Here is a 19,513-nt window from a genome sequence, read left to right as displayed (position 1 = left end):
GACACCGCGCCGCCTGTCTCGCGAGCAAACCCGCTTCACACGCCACGCCTGCTCCCACAGATTCGTGATGTTTGAAACTCACGCCGGACCGAGCCTTATCCCATGAAACGCTACGAAAAATTCGCCGACGATATTGCCGAACTGATCCGCTCAGGGGTGCTCGGCCCCGGTCAGCGCGTGCCGTCGGTGCGCTATGCCAGCCAGACCTATGGCGTCAGTCCTTCGACCGTGTTTCAAGCCTATTACCTGCTGGAGCGCCGTGGCCTGATTCGGGCCAAGCCGCGCTCTGGCTACTTCGTCAACACCCATGCACCGAGTCCGTTTTGCGAGCCGGTGTTCAGCAGCCATATCACCGAGTCCACCCAGGTGGATGTCAGCGCCCTGGTGTTCTCGGTGCTGGACTCGATCAAAGACCCCCACACCGTGCCCTTCGGCTCGGCCTTCCCAAGCCCCATGCTGTTTCCGCTGCAGCGGCTTGCCCGTTCGATGGCCACCGCCAGCCGCGAGATGGACCCACGCATGGTGGTGACCGACATGTCACCCGGCAACCCGCAACTGCGCCGGCAAATCGCCCTGCGCTACATGGTCGGCGGGTTGATGCTGCCCATGGAAGAACTGCTGATCACCAATGGTGCGCTGGAGGCCCTGAACCTGTGCCTGCAAGCCGTCACCGAGCCCGGTGATCTGGTGGCCATTGAAGCCCCGGCGTTCTATGCCTGCCTGCAAGTCCTTGAGCGGCTCAAGCTCAAGGCGGTGGAGATTCCGGTGCATCCGCGTGATGGCATCGATCTCGGCGTGCTGGCACACACCCTTGAACACCACCCGATCAAGGCCGTGTGGTGCATGACCAGTTTCCAGAACCCGATTGGCGCGACCATGCCCGAGGCCAAGAAGCAGGCCCTGGTCGAGTTGCTGCGCAGCCATCAGGTGCCGTTGATTGAGGACGATGTGTACGCCGAACTGTATTACGGCCAGCATGCTCCCAAACCGGCCAAAGCGTTTGATACTGAAGGCCTGGTGATGCATTGCGGCTCGTTTGCCAAAAGCCTGGCGCCGGGCTACCGCATCGGCTGGGTGGCTGCGGGTCGATACGCGCAGAAAATCGAACGGCTAAAGCTGATGACCTCGCTGTGCGCCTCGATGCCCGCCCAGGCTGCCATTGCGGATTACTTGCAGCACGGCGGCTACGACCGTCATCTGCGCAAACTGCGCTATGCCCTGGAAGAACAACAGAGCGCGATGCTGGCGGCGATTGCCCGTTACTTCCCGGCCCAGACCCGTGTCAGCCAGCCTTCGGGCGGCTACTTTCTGTGGCTCGAGCTGCCCGAGCAAATGGACTCGCTCAAGTTGTTCCAGATGGCCCTTGCCCAGGGCATCAGCATCGCGCCGGGGCCGATCTTCTCGGCCACCCAGCGTTTTCGCAACTGCATCCGCCTGAACTACGGTAGCCCCTGGGATGAAGCCAGCGAAAAGGCCATGGAAACCCTGGGCAAGATCGTGCGTTCGTTCTAGACAACAGCCCTTGTGGGAGCGGGCTTGCTCGCGACAGGTTCGCAAGGGCGTATCAGACAGACCTCATTGCCTGCATCGCGAGCAAGCCCGCTCCCACAAGGGTATAGAGGCACCTACCCCGGCATACAGGTGAAATCAGCCGTGTGCGCCACTTCCTTGCCATGCCCGTCCACCAGCCGTGCGCTGACTTCAGGCCCAAGGCTTGACTCGATCAGCTCGTAACGCTCACCGGCCCTGAACCCGGTGTAATTGACCTTGCCCTGGCAATCCACCTGATTCTCATCGCCCGTGGCGCCTTCGTACAACGTCACGTCCAGGCGGTGGGCGCCGGGGGTGACTTCAAAATAGCGTCCATCGTTGATGTTTTTACCGTCTACGCGCTCGGCCATCAGGTCACTGTTGCCCTCTTCTTTCAGGCCGATCCAGGCTTCGCCCGGGTCTTGTTTGGGCATGGGCCCCGCGCAGGCTGACAACAACAGCACCAGGCTCAGAGATGGAATCAACAACAGCGGTTTCAGGTTCATCGCAGGTACGCCTCGAAACAATGAGTAGGCCTCAAGCTTGAAGCGCACCGTGCACCGCGCCAAATGAATGAAAATGAAGGGATTTTCAGACCATTCCTAAAGGATCCTTCACGTTGCTGAAAGCTGATCGTTAGGTGTGGGCGGTGAGACTGCCGAGGTTTGCAATTCCACTCCCCGGAGGTTCAGGCATGCTCGGGCTGGTAAAGACCGCACTGCACAAGCCCTACACGTTTATCGTGCTGGCGATTTTCATCTGCATCATCGGGCCGCTGGCGGCTGTACGCACCCCCACTGATGTGTTCCCTGACATTGGCATTCCGGTGGTCGCCGTGGTGTGGCAGTACACCGGCCTGGCACCGGCCGATATGGCAGGACGGGTGATTTACACCTACGAACGTTCGCTGAGTACCACCGTCAACGACATCGAACATATCGAGTCCCAGTCATTGCCCGGCATGGGCATCGTTAAAATCTTCTTTCAACCCGGTGTCGATATCCGTACGGCCAACGCGCAAGTGACCGCCGTGTCGCAAACCGTGCTCAAGCAAATGCCGCCGGGCATCACTCCCCCGCTGATCCTCAATTACAGCGCCTCCACGGTGCCGATCCTGCAACTGGCGTTCTCCAGCCCGACACTCTCGGAAGCCAGAATCCGCGACCTGGTGCAGAACAACATTCGCCTGCCACTCAGCGCCCTGCCCGGTCTGGCCATGCCGACGCCCATGGGCGGCAAGCAGCGTCAGATCACCCTCGACCTTGACCCCCAAGCGCTGGCGGCCAAAGGCCTGTCGGCACAGGACGTGGGCACGGCACTGGCGGCGCAAAACCAGATCATTCCCGTGGGCACGGCAAAGCTCGGCACCTATGAATACACGGTGCTGCTCAACAACAGCCCCAAGGCCATCGACGAACTCAATGACTTGCCCATCAAGACCGTCAATGGCGCGCTGATCACCATCGGCCAGGTGGCCCATGTGCGTGACGGCTCGCCGCCGCAAACCAATATCGTGCGTGTCGACGGTCATCGCGCCGTGCTGATGCCAGCGTTGAAGAACGGCACTATCTCTACCCTGTCCATCGTCGACGGCATTCGCGGGATGCTGCCGCGCATCAATGAAACCTTGCCGCCCTCCCTCAAGACCTCACTGCTGGGCGACGCCTCGGTGTTCGTCAAACAATCGGTGGGCAGCGTGGCCCAGGAAGGGATCATTGCCGCCTTGCTGACCAGCGCCATGATTTTGCTGTTTCTGGGCAGTTGGCGCTCCACCCTGATCATTGCCGTGTCGATCCCGCTGGCCGTGCTGTCGGCCATTGCCCTGCTGGCCATCAGCGGCCAAACCCTGAACGTCATGACCCTGGGCGGGCTGGCATTGGCGGTGGGGATTCTGGTGGACGATGCAACTGTGACCATCGAAAACATCAACTGGCACCTTGAGCAAGGCAAGTCGGTGCGTGATGCGATTCTCGACGGTGCCAAACAGATTGTCGGCCCGGCCTTCGTGTCGCTGCTGTGTATCTGCATCGTGTTTGTGCCGATGTTCATGTTGCAGGGCATTGCCGGATACCTGTTCCGCCCCATGGCCTTGTCGGTGATTTTCGCCATGGGCAGCTCGTTCATTCTGTCGCGAACCCTGGTACCCACCCTGGCAATGTTTCTGCTCAAGCCACATGTGCCGGAGCAAGGTGCCGGGCATCACCCGGAAGACGGCTACATCAACCATCACGAAGGCGATCAACACACCCGCCAACACTCGGCGCCCGTGCGCGCGCTGCTGAATTTCCAGCTCGGGTTCGAGCGCCGTTTTTCGGCCGTTCGTGACGCCTACTTCGGGGTGTTGGAGCTGGCACTGGCCCATCGCAAACGCTTTCTGGCGGGTTTCATGACCTGCGTGCTGGTCTCGTTTGCGCTGCTGCCGAGTCTGGGCCAGGACTTTTTCCCGGCCACCGATGCCGGAGCCCTGGCCCTGCACGTGCGCTTGCCGCTGGGGACCAGGATTGAAGAAAGCGCCGCCGACTTCGATCGCATCGAATCGCGCATACGGGAAATCATCCCCGCCGATCAACTGGACACCATCATCGACAATATCGGGATTCCGTTGAGTGGCATCGATATGGCCTACAGCAGCAGCGGCACTATCGGCCCACAGGACGGCGATATTCAAGTCGCCCTGAAGGCAGATCACAGCCCCACCGCCGAGTACGTGAAACGCTTGCGTGAAGCCCTGCCCGAGCGCTTCCCCGGCAGCCAGTTTGCGTTTATGCCTGCGGACATCAGCACCCAGATTCTCAACTTCGGTGCCCCTGCTCCTCTGGACGTGAAAATTTCCGGGCGTGATGACGCGGCCAACCGCGCCTATGCACTGGAACTGCAACGGCGCTTGCAGCATGTGCCGGGGATTGCGGACCTGCGGATTCAGCAATCGGTGGGCTACCCGTCGCTGCAAGTCAATGTGGATCGCCAGAGGGCCAATGGCCTGGGGATTACCGAACGTGATGTGACCAACAGTATGGTGGCCTCCCTGGCGGGCAGCTCTCAGGTAGCTCCGACCTTCTGGCTCAACCCGCAGAACGGCGTGTCTTACGGCGTGGTTGCCGCCACGCCGCAATATCGCCTGGACAGCCTGCCCGCCCTTGAAGCCTTGCCGGTAACGGGCAGCAACGGCCAGTCTCAAATCCTCGGCGGGTTGGCGACCATCAGCCGGGTCGAGAGCCCGGCCGTGGTCACCCACTACAACATCCAGCCGACGCTGGACCTGTACGCCAACATTCAGGGCCGCGATCTGGGCGCGGTGGCAGCCGATGTGCAAAAGGTGATCGATGGCGCGTCCGACCTGCGGCCCAAAGGCGCAATTGTCAGCCTGCACGGGCAGATCGACGCCCTGCATGAAGCCTTCAGTGGCCTGAGCCTGGGCTTGCTGGGTGCGGTGGTACTGATCTACTTGCTGATCGTGGTCAACTTCCAGTCGTGGGTCGATCCGTTCGTGATCATCACCGCCCTGCCCGCCGCCCTGGCCGGGATTGTGTGGATGCTCTTTCTCAGTGGCACCTCGTTATCGGTGCCCGCCTTGACCGGGGCCATCTTGTGCATGGGTGTGGCCACGGCCAACTCGATTCTGGTGGTGAGCTTTTGCCGTGAACGCCTGGCCGAACATGGCGACGCCCTCAAGGCGGCACTCGAAGCGGGCTACACGCGCTTCAGACCGGTGTGCATGACCGCACTGGCGATGATGATCGGCATGCTCCCGCTGGCCTTGTCAGAAGAACAGAACGCCCCCCTTGGACGCGCCGTTATTGGCGGTCTGATGCTGGCCACCGTTGCCACCCTGCTGTTCGTGCCCGTGGTGTTCAGCCTGGTGCATGGCCGTGAAAAAAATAGCCCTGCTGCTGGAGAAACGCCCCATGTCGTCTGATCAAAAACCCTCGCGCAAGCGCTTGATGTACCTGGGCATCGGTGGCCTGACGCTGGCTGCCCTGCTGGTCGCCAATGGCCTGGCAGCACGTAGCCGCCATGAACACGCGGTGAGCCAATGGACCGAAGCGGCGGCCCTGCCGATTGTCAGCGTGTTTCAGCCCATGCCTAACGCCCACGGCGATACCCTGCGCCTGCCCGCGCACCTGGAAGCCTGGAGCAAGGCGCCCATTCATGCGCGGGTCAACGGCTACCTGAAAAGCTGGCAAACCGATATCGGCAGCAAGGTCAAAGAGGGTCAGATACTGGCCGTTATCGACAGCCCCGACCTTGATCAGCAACTGGCGCAAACCCGCGCTCACATGGTGCAGGAGCAAGCCAATGCCAGGCTCGCGGCCACCACTGATACACGCTGGCAAAACCTGCTGGCCAGTCATTCGGTGTCGCGCCAGGAGGCCGACGAAAAACACTCCAACGCCGCCGCGGCCCACGCCAATGCCCAAGCCGCAGAAGCCGACTACGCACGCCTTTCAACGCTGGAAGCCTACAAGACCATACGCGCGCCCTTCGCCGGAACCATCACCGCGCGTCACACCGACATTGGCCAGTTGATCAAGGCCGATACCGACAGCGACACCGAGCTGTTTGACATAGCCGACACCCACCAACTGCGCCTCTATGTGCCGGTGCCACAGAACTACGCCAGCGTGATCCGCCCCGGCATGCAGGTGCAGCTCAGCGTGCCGGAGCATCCGGGGCACATGTTCAGCGCCCGCCTGATCGGCAACTCGACCTCGATTGACCCGCGCTCGGGCACCCTCATGGCGCAGTTTGTGGCGCAAAACCCCGGCGACGCCCTGATGCCCGGGGACTACGCCGAAGCCACCCTGGCCATCCCGCCGGACACTCACGGCGTCAGCATTCCGGCCAGTGCGCTGATCTTTCGCGCCCAGGGCACCCAGGTCGCCGTGCTCGACAGCGCGCAGCATGTGCATTTGCAGAGCATCCATATCGGCCTCGACCTTGGGGAGCGGCTGGTGATCGATCAGGGCCTTGAAGCAGGCGATACCGTCATAGACAACCCGCCCGATGCTTTGCGCGAAGGCGACAGGGTCAAACTGGCCGAAACAGGAGCCGACCATGCAACCAAGGCTTAAGCGCGCGGCCCTGCTGCTGGCCCTGGCGTTGCAGGGCTGCTCCCTGGCACCCACCTACAGCACCCCGACGCTGGACGTGCCCGCGCACTACCGCGAGCAAAGCAGTGACGGCCCGTGGCACAGCGCCCAACCTGCCGACCAGCTGTCACCGCAGTGGTGGCGGGTGTATCAGGATGAGCACCTGAACAGCCTGCAACAGCAGTTGCTCAAGGCCAACCCTGACCTGGCAGCGGCGCTGGCCCACTTCGATGCAGCGCAGGCTTATGCCAGCCAGTTACACGCCGGACTCTTCCCGCAAATAACAGCCAGCGGGCAACCGCTGCGCCAACGTCAATCGGACAACCGCCCCTTGCGCGGCACGACTCAACCGTCGGTCTATAACAGCAACACTGCAGGATTCGCGTTGAATTTCGACCTCGACCTGTGGGGGAAAATCCGCAATCAGGTGGTTGCTGGCGATGCCCAGGCACAAGCCTCGGCGGATGATCTGGCTGTCGCCCGTTTAAGCCTGCAGCGTCAGCTGACCAGCCTGTATGTTCAACTTGACGGACTGGACGCCCAGCGACGCATCCTGTCCAGCTCACTGGATGATTACAGCCAGGCCCTGCAACTGACCCGTACCCGATATCAGGGGCAAATAGCCTCCGAGCTGGACCTTACCCGCGCCCAGAGCCAGCTGGCCGAAGCCGAGGCCCAACTGGACGACATCCGTGCCCAGCGCAACCTGACCGAACACGCTATTGGTGAACTGATGGGCGAACCCGCCAGCAACTTCCAGCTGGCGGCCAGAGAGCAGATGCTGAACCTGCCTGATCAGCCGCGAACCCTGCCAAGTGCCCTGCTGCAACGCCGCCCTGATATTGCCGCGGCGGAGCGCCGGGTGTTTGCCGCCAATGCGGCGATCGGCGTGGCAAAAGCGGCCTGGTATCCGGACTTCAGTTTGACCGGCCTGCTGGGCGGGCAAACCCAGGGCAGCGGCAATTTGCTGGCTGCCAGTAACCGTTTCTGGGCCTTGGGGCCGCTGATCAGCCTGCCTGTTTTTGACGGTGGCAGGCTCGAGGGCCAGGAGCGCCAGGCCAGGGCCGAATTTGAAGAAGCATCGGCCCACTACCGGGGGCAAGTGCTGCACGCGGTACGCGAAGTCGAAGACAACCTTGCCCAACTGCGCGACTTGCAACAGGAAAGCCTCGACGAGCAAGCCGCAGCAAATGCCGCCGAACACACCCAGGTGATTGCCACCAACAGCTATGAGGCCGGGGCGGTGAGTTATCTGGATGTGGTGACGGCACAAACGGCAGCGCTACAAGCCCAGCGCCAGGTGCAGTCGCTTCGCACCCGGCAGTTGCAGGCCAGCGTGGGATTGTTGACAGCGTTGGGGGGTGGTTGGAACGATCATTAACCCGTTATGAGCTCTGCAAATAAATCCCGGCCTGCTCCATTTCGCGAATACGGGCGTAATCCACCTCGATCTGGTTGAGGTCGGGATGAACCAGATACACAGTACCCGGCTGGCTGAACACATCCTTTGTACTCGCAATGTGCTGTCCATTAACGACGTAGAAAACCACCTCGTAAAACGACGCCAGTCCGGACAACTTTTCCATAAATGCTTCGTTGGTAAACAGGCCTTCTGAACGATTGATCAGGCTGACATTGTAGGTGTGCTTGAACCGTACATAGTCAGTGCCACACATCAGCAGCCGTTCAAATTCAAGGGGACGGGTGATCGACAGCGCGAACGCATTGATCTGCCCCATGCGGGTGGTTTGTGCACTGACTCCAGTTCTGAGGATCCCGTCTGTACGGGCGGCAATTTCAACCAGTTTCGGTCCTTCTGAGGTGTACATGACTTCAGCATGACTGGGCCCATTGAGGATACCGAGGCTCGTCACTACCTTGCGGGTGTAGGCCACGAGCTCTGCATAGGGCGCTACCGTGGCGTCGAGCAGTTGGTCGATGTCATACACAATGCTGCCGGTCTCCAGCACCCGTTTGGTGTACCTCACCACCTCAGTGATTAACTGACGCCCGCCTTGGGACACCATATTGATCACATACTCGGTGCCCGCCAGGTACTCCTGAAACAATACTTGGCTGTTCTCGATATTGAGCTTGTTGCGCGTGCCCAGCAGTTGGGTGAATGCACGTTCGCAAGCGGCGAGGTCATAGCAAATAAAAAGCCCGTCCGCCCCTGCGCTCTCAAGGGGCTTGATCACGACCGGGAACGTGCCCCGAGCCTGAACCCAGTCTCTTCCCGCATTCCATGTATCAACCGCACACTGGGCTGGAGCGGGCAAACCAGCATCGGTAATGCACTGGATCATCTGAAACTTGTTTCTGCGCGCCAGGCTCCTGGAAAAGTCATTGGTGTATTCAAGCCCCAACTGCTCATTCAACTGGTCGGCCAGCAGCACCCCGCTTTCAGCCCCCGCGACAATGTAATCGGGGGCAAAATCCTTTATCGCCAACAGTGTGGAGCCATTGTCCGCGTGAGTCATGAACGCGTGGTAAATACCAAACTCAAAACCTGCATAGTAATAATCATCAATGGTAGAGCAGGACGCCATATGGAATAAAAGACAACCCTGCGCATGGAGTTCTCTGGCCAGCAATTTACCCGAAGAAAAACCGTCAACCACAACGACCCTGATCATTTCAGACCTCGATTGTTTGCCTGTCGATTGAACAGCGTCAGCGAAGCCAAGAGCGTCACGATAATCCCAACCGCTGCAATGCTAGGCATCGAAAATGAAACGCGCGCATCCATAAATTGAAGCAGCAGGGTAAAAACCGGCAACGTCAGCAACACAAACGCCACATTGATTGCGCTGAGATGAAAGATGGTTTTTTGAATCAGATAGATGGGCAAAAGGTGACCGACAACGACCAGCACCAACATAGGCAACACCCACTCTACGGCGAGGCTGTACGACACATCACTTAACGTAACAAATAGACTGCAGACCACAACTATCAACACGTTCCTGACCGCCAGGATTTCGTAAACCTGCCAATGGTGCTTAAATAATTTTTTGGACACAATCGTATAAAGCACCGTGCCCAATGCACACAATACGACACTGATAATACCGATAACTCTTTGCTCGACTGACATGGATGAAATACCACTTTCCCCGAGAAATGAGTTGAAAAGCATGATAGCGACCGACAACAATACAAGGATGGCGATAATTATTTCTACACTACGAGCCCTGCCCATGCCTTTTATAAATGAAGAAACAATCAAGGTTAATGCCGGCCCACACGCCACTGATGCAACCCCAACGACTGCCGGCTCCAGAAAGCGCAATGCATAAAACAGGCCTCCCCAATTCAACAGCACCGAGATGTTTGCCACTACGATTAATGGCCAATGCTGTTGACACTTGATTAATAACGAGTGCCTGCCCCGCCACAGGCTACACCCAAGAAACACCAGCATGGATGAGACAAAGCAATATAAAATCACCACCAGAGTATCGAGAGTTTGCGTCACAAAGGCGACGTACACATCAAACGCAGCACTGATAAAACAGAATAACAACCCGAGCAGCACACCTGTTTTTATTGGATGCATAACCACTACCACCACACCAGCACCAACTCACACCACTTAATATATACCCAAACAACAACCAACATAAAAACAATTAATCAACACCACACGCACACAACAATCAATAACATAAAGAAACCCCCTACAAAGAATTACTCCACTCGTTTAAAGACGCACTTAAGCCACCACCCACAAATAGAATTTCATCAAGAGCATTTCGTTTAAATTTAAACACAAGAAACAAACCGTAAAACTTATTCATCAGCAATCAAAGTATCAATAGAGTGCTGGGCATAAATCGCCTCCAATCACTGAGTCGTCTCTAACAGAAACTGCCCATCACACCCAAACAGTTGCCCTCAACCGGGTGGTTGGGATCAGTCAGCACCAAACCTGTAATCGCTACTGCAGGGCCTTCGCTTTTAGTCAAGGAGAAGGGTTGCTGCGCAACCCGTCGCAGCCTCGCTACGCTCCTCAGCGACTACATAAGATTGCGCAGTAGATGCGCACCAAACAGGTCGGCCGGTCGGCCGCCTCGGCGGGATTTTGATCTACCCGCCCCTCGGGAGACCGAGAGGAGGTGCTGCGTAGTGGGTCGACCGGCATGGATGCCGGGAGAGCCGTGTTGGGCCATGGATGGCCCGTCACGGCGGGCCCACGGAGCGGGACCGGAACGAGGGAACCTGAGCGCAGCGAGGGCCGTACGCCAGGGCAAGGCCTTTTTGGTTCCTTTTGTGGCTGTTTGACAAAAGGGACTCGCCGTAAGGGCGAAACCATCATTTCAGTTAACCGCGAATGCCGGATATGTACCCCGTGTGCCAGTTGTTTTGCGATGCCCCACACCTATGCCGAGTACATATCCATTCGATGTGTCACGACTTTCTCCGGGTTTCGCCCTTGCGGCGAAGCACTTGTTCCAGACGCGAAAATGAATCCAAAAAGGCTTTCCCCTCGAAGATTGCGCACCGAGGCGGCCGACCGGCCTGGTGGGTGCTACTCGCGATCCGTAGCAGCTGACGACGAAACCAAGCCGCTGCGACAAGGGCCGAAGGGCCTTCTCTTTTGGACAAGACGAAGGGGCGCTGCGCACCCGTCGCAGCCTCGCTACGCTCCTCAGCGACTACACAAGATTGCGCAGTAGATGCGCACCAAACAGGTCGGCCGGTCGGCCGCCTCGGCGGGATTTTGATCTACCCGCCCCTCGGGAGGCCGAGAGGAGGTGCTGCGTAGTGGGTCGACCGGCATGGATGCCGGGAGAGCCGTGTTGGGCCATGGATGGCCCGTCACGGCGGGCCCACGGAGCGGGACCGGAACGAGGGAACCTGAGCGCAGCGAGGGCCGTACGCCAGGGCAAGGCCTTTTTGGTTCCTTTTGTGGCTGTTTGACAAAAGGGACTCGCCGTAAGGGCGAAACCATCACTTCAGTTAACCGCGAATGCCGGATATGTACCCCGTGTGCCAGTTGTTTTGCGATGCCCCACACCTATGCCGAGTACATATCCATTCGATGTGTCACGACTTTCTACGGGGTTCGCCCTTACGGCGAAGCACTTGTTCCAGACGCGAAAATGCACCCAAAAAGGGTTGCCCCTCGAAGATTGCGCAGCGAGGCGGCCGACCGGCCTGGTGGGTGCTACTCGCGATCCGTAGCAGCTGACGACGAAACCAAGCCGCTGCGACAAGGGCCGCAGGGCCTTCTCTTTTGGTCAAGGAAAAGGGTTGCTGCGCAACCCGTCGCAGCCTCGCTACGCTCCTCAGCGACTACAAAAAACTATTTGTTCGAAGCCGCCAACATGGCTTTGAGCAGGACCGCGCACCCCGCTGCCAGATCCCCGGGGTCGGCGTTTTCGATTTCGTTGTGGCTGATGCCACCTTCGCATGGCACAAAAATCATGCCCGCTGGCCCAAGTTCGGCAAGGAATATGGCGTCATGCCCTGCCCCACTGACAATATCCATGTTGGACAAGCCCAGTTCGTTGGCCGCCTCACGCACGGCGTTGACGCAATCAGGGTTGAAGTACAGCGGCGGGAAATCCGCCGTAGGGGTGAGCTCGAAGCTCAGGCCATGTTGCTGGCACGTGGCTTCAATCACCCCGCGAACCTGTTCAATCATCGAGTCCAGTCGCTCAGGCAGCAGATGCCTGAAGTCCAGGGTCATGCGCACTTCTCCGGGGATCACGTTTCGCGATCCCGGGTATGCCTGCAGGCAGCCTACCGTGCCGCAGGCGTGGGGTTGATGGCCAAGAGCGGCGTGATTGACCGCTGCAACCACGGCAGCCGCACCGACCAGTGCGTCTTTACGCAAGTGCATGGGGGTCGGCCCGGCGTGGGCCTCGACGCCGCGCAGGTTGAGGTCGAACCATTTCTGACCCAGGGCGCCCAGCACCACACCAATGGTTTTGCGCTCGTCCTCAAGAATCGGACCCTGCTCGATATGGGCTTCGAAGTAAGCCCCCACCGGATGACCGCTGACTTTGCGGCTGCCCGCATAACCAATGGCAGTCAAGGCTTCGCCGACGGTCACTCCCTGGGTATCGGTTTTGGCCAGGGTTTCTTCAAGGGTGAATTTCTCTGCAAAGACCCCCGAACCCATCATGCACGGCGCAAAACGCGAGCCTTCTTCGTTGGTCCAGACCACGACCTCCAAGGGGGCCTGGGTCTGGATATTGAGGTCGTTGAGCGTTCGCATCACTTCTACCCCGGCAAGTACGCCGAAGCAGCCGTCGAACTTGCCACCCGTGGGTTGGGTGTCGATATGGCTGCCGGTCATCACGGGCGGCAAGTCGGGATTGAGGCCGGGGCGGCGGGCAAAAATATTGCCCACCCCATCCACGCTGACGGTGCAGCCCGCGTCTTCGCACCAGCGAACGAACAGGTCACGTGCCTGACGGTCCAGGTCAGTCAGGGCCAGGCGACACACGCCGCCTTTTACCGTAGCGCCAAGCTGTGCCATTTCCATCAGCGAAGCCCACAGGCGGTCGCCGTTGATCGATTGCAAGGGTTGCTGCTGAAGGTCGTGCGATGCGTTCATGGTGTTTTCCCCAGGCAGTTTTATAAGAGTCGTTTTTAAACCGTGCCTTTGACGGTCTCTGTTTGCTGGCTGCCCAAGCGATGCAGCCCGTAATAAATGCCGGCGCCGAGCAATGACCCGGTGAACCAGCCAAAGTCGTAGAACCAGCTGAAGGCGCTGCTACCCAACGACAGCAAGGTCAGCACCACCGGCACGCCAAACGCGATAAAACCGTTCCAGTGCCACGCCGGGTACACCCCGTCCTGGTAAAGCCCTGCAAGATCGAGTTTTTGCCGACGGATAATGAAATAGTCGACCACCATGATCCCGGCAATCGGCCCCAGCAGGCTGGAGTAGCCCAGCAGCCAGTTGGAGTACACGGTTTCCAGGCTCACATCCGACACTAGCAAACCCAGTTTTTTGAGCAGTTCGTGGGCCATCAGCGCAAGCCCCACGAGGCCGGTCAGCATCACCGCCTTGGTGCGGTTGATCAGCTTGGGCGCTATGTTCTGGAAGTCATTGGTAGGCGACACGATGTTGGCGGCGGTATTGGTCGACAGGGTTGCGATGATGATCAGCGCCATCGCCAGCGCCACCCAGCCCGGGCTTTGAATATGACCGATCAGGCTGACCGGATCGGACACCGTGACACCCACCAGTTTTTCCGACGCGGCGGTCATCACCACACCCAGGGCCGCAAACAGGAACATGGTCAGCGGCAGGCCAAAAATCTGCCCCTGTATCTGGTCCTTCTGGCTTTTTGCGTAGCGGCTGAAGTCAGGAATGTTCAGGGACAAGGTGGCCCAGAATCCGACCATCGCGGTCAAACCGGCAAAGAAGTAGCCATACACGCTGGCGCCTTCGGGACGCTTGGGTGGCTGGGCCAGCAGTTCGGTCATCGACACATTGGGCAATGCCCACACCAGCAGGCCCAGGCCGACCAGTACCAGCAAGGGAGCAGACAGGGTTTCAAGCCATTTGATCGACTCGGCACCGCGCAATACCACCCACAGGTTCAGTGCCCAGAACACCATAAAGCCGATGACTTCTCCGGTGCCGCCCAGGCTTTTCCAGCCCTCGAACACAGAGCCCAGAAACAGGTGAATCGCCAGGCCGCCAAACAGCGTCTGGATACCGAACCAGCCGCAGGCCACCAGGGCACGGATCAGGCAGGGGACGTTTGAGCCGATGATGCCGAAGGAAGACCGCAGTAAAACAGGAAAGGGAATGCCGTACTTGGTGCCCGCAAACGCGTTGAGGGTCAGCGGGATCAGCACCACGATATTGGCCAGCAAAATCGCCAGCAGCGCCTCGCCGACCGAAAGTCCGAAGTAGGCGGTCAGTACCCCGCCCAAGGTGTAAGTGGGTACACAAATGGACATACCGACCCACAAGGCCGTGATATGCCATTTGTTCCAGGTGCGTTCGTGAACTTTGGTGGGGGCAATATCGTGGTTGTACCGGGGGCTATCGAGGACCTCAGGACCAGCGTCCAATTCGTACAAACCGTTACGTTCGGTGACTCGGGATCTGCTCGGTTGCATATTCGATCACTCTCTTGTTGTGGTGCTCTTGGTTGCGCTTTGAGGCCCTGCGTTTAGACGCAGAGCGGCTCCCTTGCCTGGACACTGCTGTATGGATCGGCCCGTCCGGTTGTGGCAGCGACAATCAAGAACTGTGCCGTGTTACTTGCCTCGCCCCCGCACACTGGCTGTTACTACTTGCAACGCCCTGGTTTAAAGCTGTTTTAAATAACGAACAGAATGACTCTCATTCCTATTGGTAGCGTTCACCGCTCACTTACTGTTTTTTGATATAGCAAAACGAAACAACACGGTGCACGCTTATTTATTTTTATTGCGTTACCTCCTCTGTCCTACAGGCTCAAGCGCCTGATTTAGCATAAGAAACTTCGCCTATATTTGAATCCTGTCAAGTGCGTCAAAATGGTGAGGCCGTGCCACATTTTGGTGATATTTAAATAATTTATATATAAATCAATTACTTATACTAATAACAACTTAACAAAAATAAAGTTTGATCATTTTTCAACAACCCTCTAGATTTCATTCCTGACACCAGTGACAGGAACCAACCTGTGCGCTAACTTTAATAACAACATTTAGAACCGGTTATAGCCGGTCAGCCTGCGAGGAACTCGGTATGTCACTGTTAATCCGTGGCGCTACGCTTGTGACCCATGATGAAAGTTATTGTGCTGATGTTTATTGTGCGGACGGTCTGGTCCGAGCGATTGGTACTGATCTTGATGTTCCGCCCGGCTGCGAAGTTCTCGATGGCAGCGGTCAATATTTAATACCCGGCGGAATTGATCCGCACACTCATATGCAACTCCCCTTTATGGGCACCGTGGCCAGCGAAGACTTTTTCAGTGGTACGGCCGCCGGTTTGGCGGGTGGCACAACTTCCATTATCGATTTCGTCATTCCCAATCCTCAGCAGTCCTTGCTGGAGGCTTTTCATCAATGGCGCGGCTGGGCCGAGAAGTCGGCGTCGGACTATGGTTTTCATGTCGCCATCACCTGGTGGAGCGAACAGGTCCGCGAGGAAATGGCCGAGTTGGTCAGCCAGCATGGCATCAACAGCTTCAAACACTTCATGGCTTACAAAAACGCGATCATGGCCGCTGATGACACCCTGGTGGCGAGTTTCGAGCGCTGCCTGGAACTGGGCGCTGTACCCACAGTGCATGCCGAAAACGGCGAACTGGTGTACCACCTGCAACGCAAGCTCATGGCCCAGGGCATGACGGGGCCGGAAGCTCATCCGCTTTCACGCCCTTCCCAGGTTGAGGGCGAGGCTGCAAGCCGGGCAATCCGCATCGCCCAGACCATTGGCACACCGTTGTATCTGGTGCATGTGTCGACCCGTGAAGCACTGGATGAAATCACCTACGCCCGCAGTCAGGGGCAGCCGGTGTATGGCGAAGTGCTGGCCGGTCACCTGCTGCTCGATGACAGCGTGTATCAACATCCGGACTGGCAAACAGCCGCCGGTTACGTGATGAGCCCGCCCTTCCGTCCGCGCGGGCATCAGGAGGCGCTCTGGCATGGTCTGCAGTCGGGCAATCTGCACACCACAGCCACTGACCATTGCTGCTTCTGTGCCGAGCAAAAAGCCGCCGGGCGCGACGATTTCAGCAAGATCCCCAACGGAACCGCAGGCATCGAAGACCGCATGGCAGTGCTCTGGGATGAGGGCGTGAATACGGGACGCCTGTCGATGCAGGAGTTCGTCGCACTGACCTCTACCAACACTGCCAAAATATTCAATCTGTACCCGCGCAAAGGCACGATCCGGGTCGGCGCCGATGCCGATCTGGTGCTATGGGACCCGACAGGGACACGCACCATCAGCGCCAAGACCCACCATCAAAAAGTCGATTTCAATATTTTTGAAGGCAAGACCGTGCGTGGCATCCCCAGCCACACCATCAGCCAGGGCCGTGTGGTGTGGGCCGATGGCGATCTGCGGGCAGAACGCGGTGCAGGCCGTTATATCGAACGCCCGGCCTATCCAGCCGTGTTCGATTTGCTGAAAAAGCGCGCTGAGCATCAACAGCCCGTGGCCGTTAAACGCTGAATTGCAAACCACTGCCCGACAGAGGCAGGACGCCCCCCACAACCGTGAGGCAATCACCGTGATCAAGTCCCTGAATCATTTACCGCACCCCCATGAAAATGCGCAGGTGCTGGCGAGTCACTTTACCGATCTGGCGCCCCCCCTGAGTGCCCGCCAAGCCATACTGGAGAGCTCGCGCTGCCTGTATTGCTACGACGCACCCTGTGTCAATGCGTGCCCCAGCGACATCGATATCCCGTCGTTTATTCGCAATATCCAGCAGGAAAACGTCCAGGGTGCTGCGCAGAAGATTCTCTCGGCCAACATCCTCGGCGGCAGTTGTGCCCGGGTTTGCCCTACCGAGGTGCTGTGCCAGCAAGCCTGCGTGCGCAATAACAGCCAGGAATGCGCCCCGGTGCTGATCGGTTTGTTACAGCGTTATGCGGTCGACAACGGGCAGTTCAGCGAGCACCCCTTCACGCGGGCTGCACCCACGGGCAAGCGCATCGCCGTGGTCGGTGCAGGCCCAGCCGGTCTGGCTTGCGCCCATCGCCTGGCGCTGCACGGCCATGAGGTGGTGATTTTCGAAGCTCGGGAAAAATCCGGCGGGCTCAATGAGTACGGGATTGCCAAGTACAAACTGGTGGATGACTTCGCCCAGCGCGAAGTGGAATTCGTCTTGCAGATCGGCGGCATCGAGGTGCGCCACGGTCAGCGCCTGGGCGACAACCTGACCTTGAGCGAACTGCATCAGCAATTTGATTCGGTGTTCCTGGGGGTGGGACTGGCCGCCAGCCGGTTGCTCGGCCTGCCCAACGAAGATGCACCGGGACTGCTGGCCGCTACTGACTACATCCGCGAGCTGCGCCAAAGCGATGACCTGACCCAACTCCCCCTGGCCGAACGTTGCATTGTGCTGGGCGCGGGCAATACCGCGATCGACATGGCCGTGCAGATGGCCCGCCTGGGTGCCCGCGAGGTCAGTCTGGTGTATCGCCGGGGGCTCGAAGACATGGGCGCCACCGGGCACGAACAGGACATTGCCAAGGCCAATCAAGTGCGGCTGATGACCTGGGCCCAGCCACAAGAGGTGTTGCTGGATGAGCAGGGCCGCGTACGCGGCATGCGCTTTGCCCGCACCCGACTTGAGGAAGGGCGCCTGGTGAGTACCGGTGAAAGCTTCGAACTGGCGGCTGACGCGGTGTTCAAGGCCATCGGCCAGACCTTTGATGATGAAGCCCTGGGCGATCCCCTGGCGCAGAAGCTTAAACGGGTGGGGGACCGGATTGAGGTGGACGAGCACCTGCGCACCAGCATTCCCGGAGTCTATGCCGGGGGCGATTGCACCTCCCTGGGGCAGGACCTGACCGTACAGGCCGTGCAACACGGCAAGCTGGCCGCAGAAGCCATGCATGCCCAACTCATGCTTGATCAGGAGGCTGCGTAAATGGCCGATCTCTCGATTGTTTTCGCCGGTATCAAAGCGCCCAACCCTTTTTGGCTGGCGTCTGCGCCACCCACCGACAAGGCCTACAACGTAGTGCGCGCCTATGAGGCCGGCTGGGGTGGGGTGGTCTGGAAAACCCTGGGGGAAGACCCGGCGGCGGTCAACGTATCGTCGCGCTACTCGGCGCATTTCGGGCCTAACCGTGAAGTCATGGGCATCAACAATATCGAGTTGATCACCGACCGCTCCCTCGAAATCAACTTGCGGGAAATCACTCAGGTCAAAAAGGACTGGCCGGACCGTGCCTTGATCGTGTCCCTGATGGTGCCCTGCGAAGAGGCGTCATGGAAGTTCATCCTGCCGCTGGTGGAAGCCACGGGGGCCGATGGTATTGAGCTGAATTTCGGCTGCCCCCACGGCATGCCGGAGCGCGGCATGGGCGCGGCGGTGGGCCAGGTGCCCGAGTACGTAGAAATGGTCACGCGCTGGTGCAAGACCTATTGCTCGCTGCCGGTCATCGTCAAGCTGACGCCCAACATTACCGACGTGCGCCTCAGCGCCCGCGCAGCCCATCGCGGTGGTGCCGATGCGGTGTCGTTGATCAACACCATCAACTCGATCACCAGCGTCGACCTGGAGCGTATGGTCGCCTTGCCGATGGTGGGCAACCAAAGCACACACGGGGGTTATTGCGGTTCGGCGGTCAAGCCGATTGCTCTGAATATGGTGGCAGAAATTGCTCGCGACCCGCTGACCAAGGGCTTGCCTATTTGTGGGATCGGCGGCATTGGCAGTTGGCGTGATGCAGCAGAGTTTATTGCTCTGGGCTGTGGGGCGGTTCAAGTCTGTACTGCGGCAATGCTCCACGGTTTTCGGATTGTGGACGAGATGAAAGATGGTTTGTCGCGCTGGATGGACAGCCAAGGCTACACCAGCCTGGATGACTTCTCTGGACGCGCTGTAGGCAATACCACCGACTGGAAGTATCTGGACATAAATTATCAGGTCATTGCCAAAATCGATCAGGACGCCTGTATCGGCTGCGGGCGCTGCCATATTGCGTGCGAAGACACCTCGCACCAGGCCATCGCCAGCTTGAAACAGCCTGACGGGACACACCGCTATGAAGTGATCGAGGATGAGTGCGTGGGCTGCAACCTGTGTCAGATCACCTGCCCGGTCGAGGCATGTATCGAGATGGTCCCGCACAACAACGGCCTGCCGTTTCTGGACTGGAACCATGACCCGCGTAACCCGTACTGCGTGGCTTCATAGTTAGCTCGTAGTCGCTGCCGAGGCACGAAGGCTGCGAGCTCT

12 protein-coding genes are annotated in these 19,513 nt (G+C 58.8%); 7 read left to right on the top strand and 5 right to left on the bottom strand.

The genetic code is table 11. From position 1 onward, the window contains the following. Positions 1-102 precede the first annotated feature (102 nt). A complete protein-coding gene (gene mapR / locus VSQ83_RS08770) occupies positions 103-1,512 on the top strand; it encodes a GntR family transcriptional regulator MpaR (RefSeq protein ID WP_326426067.1) in 1,410 nt (469 codons plus the stop codon). 113 nt (positions 1,513-1,625) lie between these two features. Here the strand turns inward: mapR and VSQ83_RS08765 are convergent, their stop codons facing one another. After that, complete coding sequence (locus VSQ83_RS08765; RefSeq protein WP_133078229.1) at positions 1,626-2,036, bottom strand: PA0061/PA0062 family lipoprotein; 411 nt, start codon at positions 2,034-2,036, stop codon at positions 1,626-1,628. A 188-nt stretch (positions 2,037-2,224) separates the two neighbouring features. On the opposite strand from VSQ83_RS08765, the gene VSQ83_RS08760 reads away from it, so the two are divergent. Genes VSQ83_RS08760 through VSQ83_RS08750 form a run of 3 tightly spaced genes read left to right on the top strand, consistent with a single transcriptional unit; the run spans position 2,225 to position 8,001 of the window. Continuing rightward, the gene (locus VSQ83_RS08760; protein WP_326426064.1) at positions 2,225-5,446 is read left to right on the top strand and encodes an efflux RND transporter permease subunit; all 3,222 of its coding nucleotides are present in this window, start codon (positions 2,225-2,227) and stop codon (positions 5,444-5,446) included. Then, positions 5,436-6,602, top strand: a complete 1,167-nt coding sequence (locus VSQ83_RS08755) for an efflux RND transporter periplasmic adaptor subunit (protein WP_326426062.1) — start codon at positions 5,436-5,438, stop codon at positions 6,600-6,602. Before VSQ83_RS08760 ends, VSQ83_RS08755 begins: the two co-directional genes overlap by 11 nt. Next, a complete protein-coding gene (locus VSQ83_RS08750; RefSeq protein WP_326426060.1) occupies positions 6,586-8,001 on the top strand; it encodes an efflux transporter outer membrane subunit in 1,416 nt (471 codons plus the stop codon). Before VSQ83_RS08755 ends, VSQ83_RS08750 begins: the two co-directional genes overlap by 17 nt. Before the next feature lie 4 nt (positions 8,002-8,005). On the opposite strand, the gene VSQ83_RS08745 is transcribed toward VSQ83_RS08750, so the two are convergent. From VSQ83_RS08745 to VSQ83_RS08730, 4 genes are all read right to left on the bottom strand, one after another. Then, complete coding sequence (locus VSQ83_RS08745; RefSeq protein ID WP_326426058.1) at positions 8,006-9,256, bottom strand: ATP-grasp domain-containing protein; 1,251 nt, start codon at positions 9,254-9,256, stop codon at positions 8,006-8,008. Then, positions 9,253-10,179, bottom strand: a complete 927-nt coding sequence (locus tag VSQ83_RS08740; protein ID WP_326426056.1) for a DMT family transporter — start codon at positions 10,177-10,179, stop codon at positions 9,253-9,255. The genes VSQ83_RS08745 and VSQ83_RS08740 overlap by 4 nt, the downstream gene beginning before the upstream one ends. A 1,749-nt stretch (positions 10,180-11,928) precedes the next feature. Further along, entirely contained in the window at positions 11,929-13,188 is a 1,260-nt protein-coding gene (locus tag VSQ83_RS08735; protein WP_326426054.1) for a Zn-dependent hydrolase, read from the bottom strand. A gap of 35 nt (positions 13,189-13,223) precedes the next feature. Then, positions 13,224-14,711: an NCS1 family nucleobase:cation symporter-1 gene (locus tag VSQ83_RS08730; protein WP_133078220.1), complete on the bottom strand. Its 1,488-nt coding sequence runs from the start codon at positions 14,709-14,711 to the stop codon at positions 13,224-13,226. Between the two features lie 619 nt (positions 14,712-15,330). On the opposite strand from VSQ83_RS08730, the gene hydA reads away from it, so the two are divergent. The 3 genes from hydA to preA are packed head-to-tail and all read left to right on the top strand — an operon-like array spanning position 15,331 to position 19,471. Then, on the top strand, positions 15,331-16,770 hold the full coding sequence (gene hydA / locus VSQ83_RS08725) for a dihydropyrimidinase (RefSeq protein WP_326398207.1): 1,440 nt from the start codon (positions 15,331-15,333) through the stop codon (positions 16,768-16,770). Positions 16,771-16,828: 58 nt separating this feature from the next. After that, entirely contained in the window at positions 16,829-18,196 is a 1,368-nt protein-coding gene (locus tag VSQ83_RS08720; RefSeq protein ID WP_326426052.1) for an NAD(P)-dependent oxidoreductase, read from the top strand. Next, positions 18,197-19,471, top strand: a complete 1,275-nt coding sequence (preA, locus tag VSQ83_RS08715) for an NAD-dependent dihydropyrimidine dehydrogenase subunit PreA (protein ID WP_219261291.1) — start codon at positions 18,197-18,199, stop codon at positions 19,469-19,471. The last annotated feature ends 42 nt before the right edge of the window (positions 19,472-19,513 follow it).

The sequence above is a fragment of the Pseudomonas sp. DSV-1 genome (assembly GCF_035830915.1).
GTDB lineage: Bacteria > Pseudomonadota > Gammaproteobacteria > Pseudomonadales > Pseudomonadaceae > Aquipseudomonas.
The sequence above is the reverse complement of the archived record's forward strand: the minus strand, read 5'-3'. Positions and strand labels throughout refer to the sequence as shown.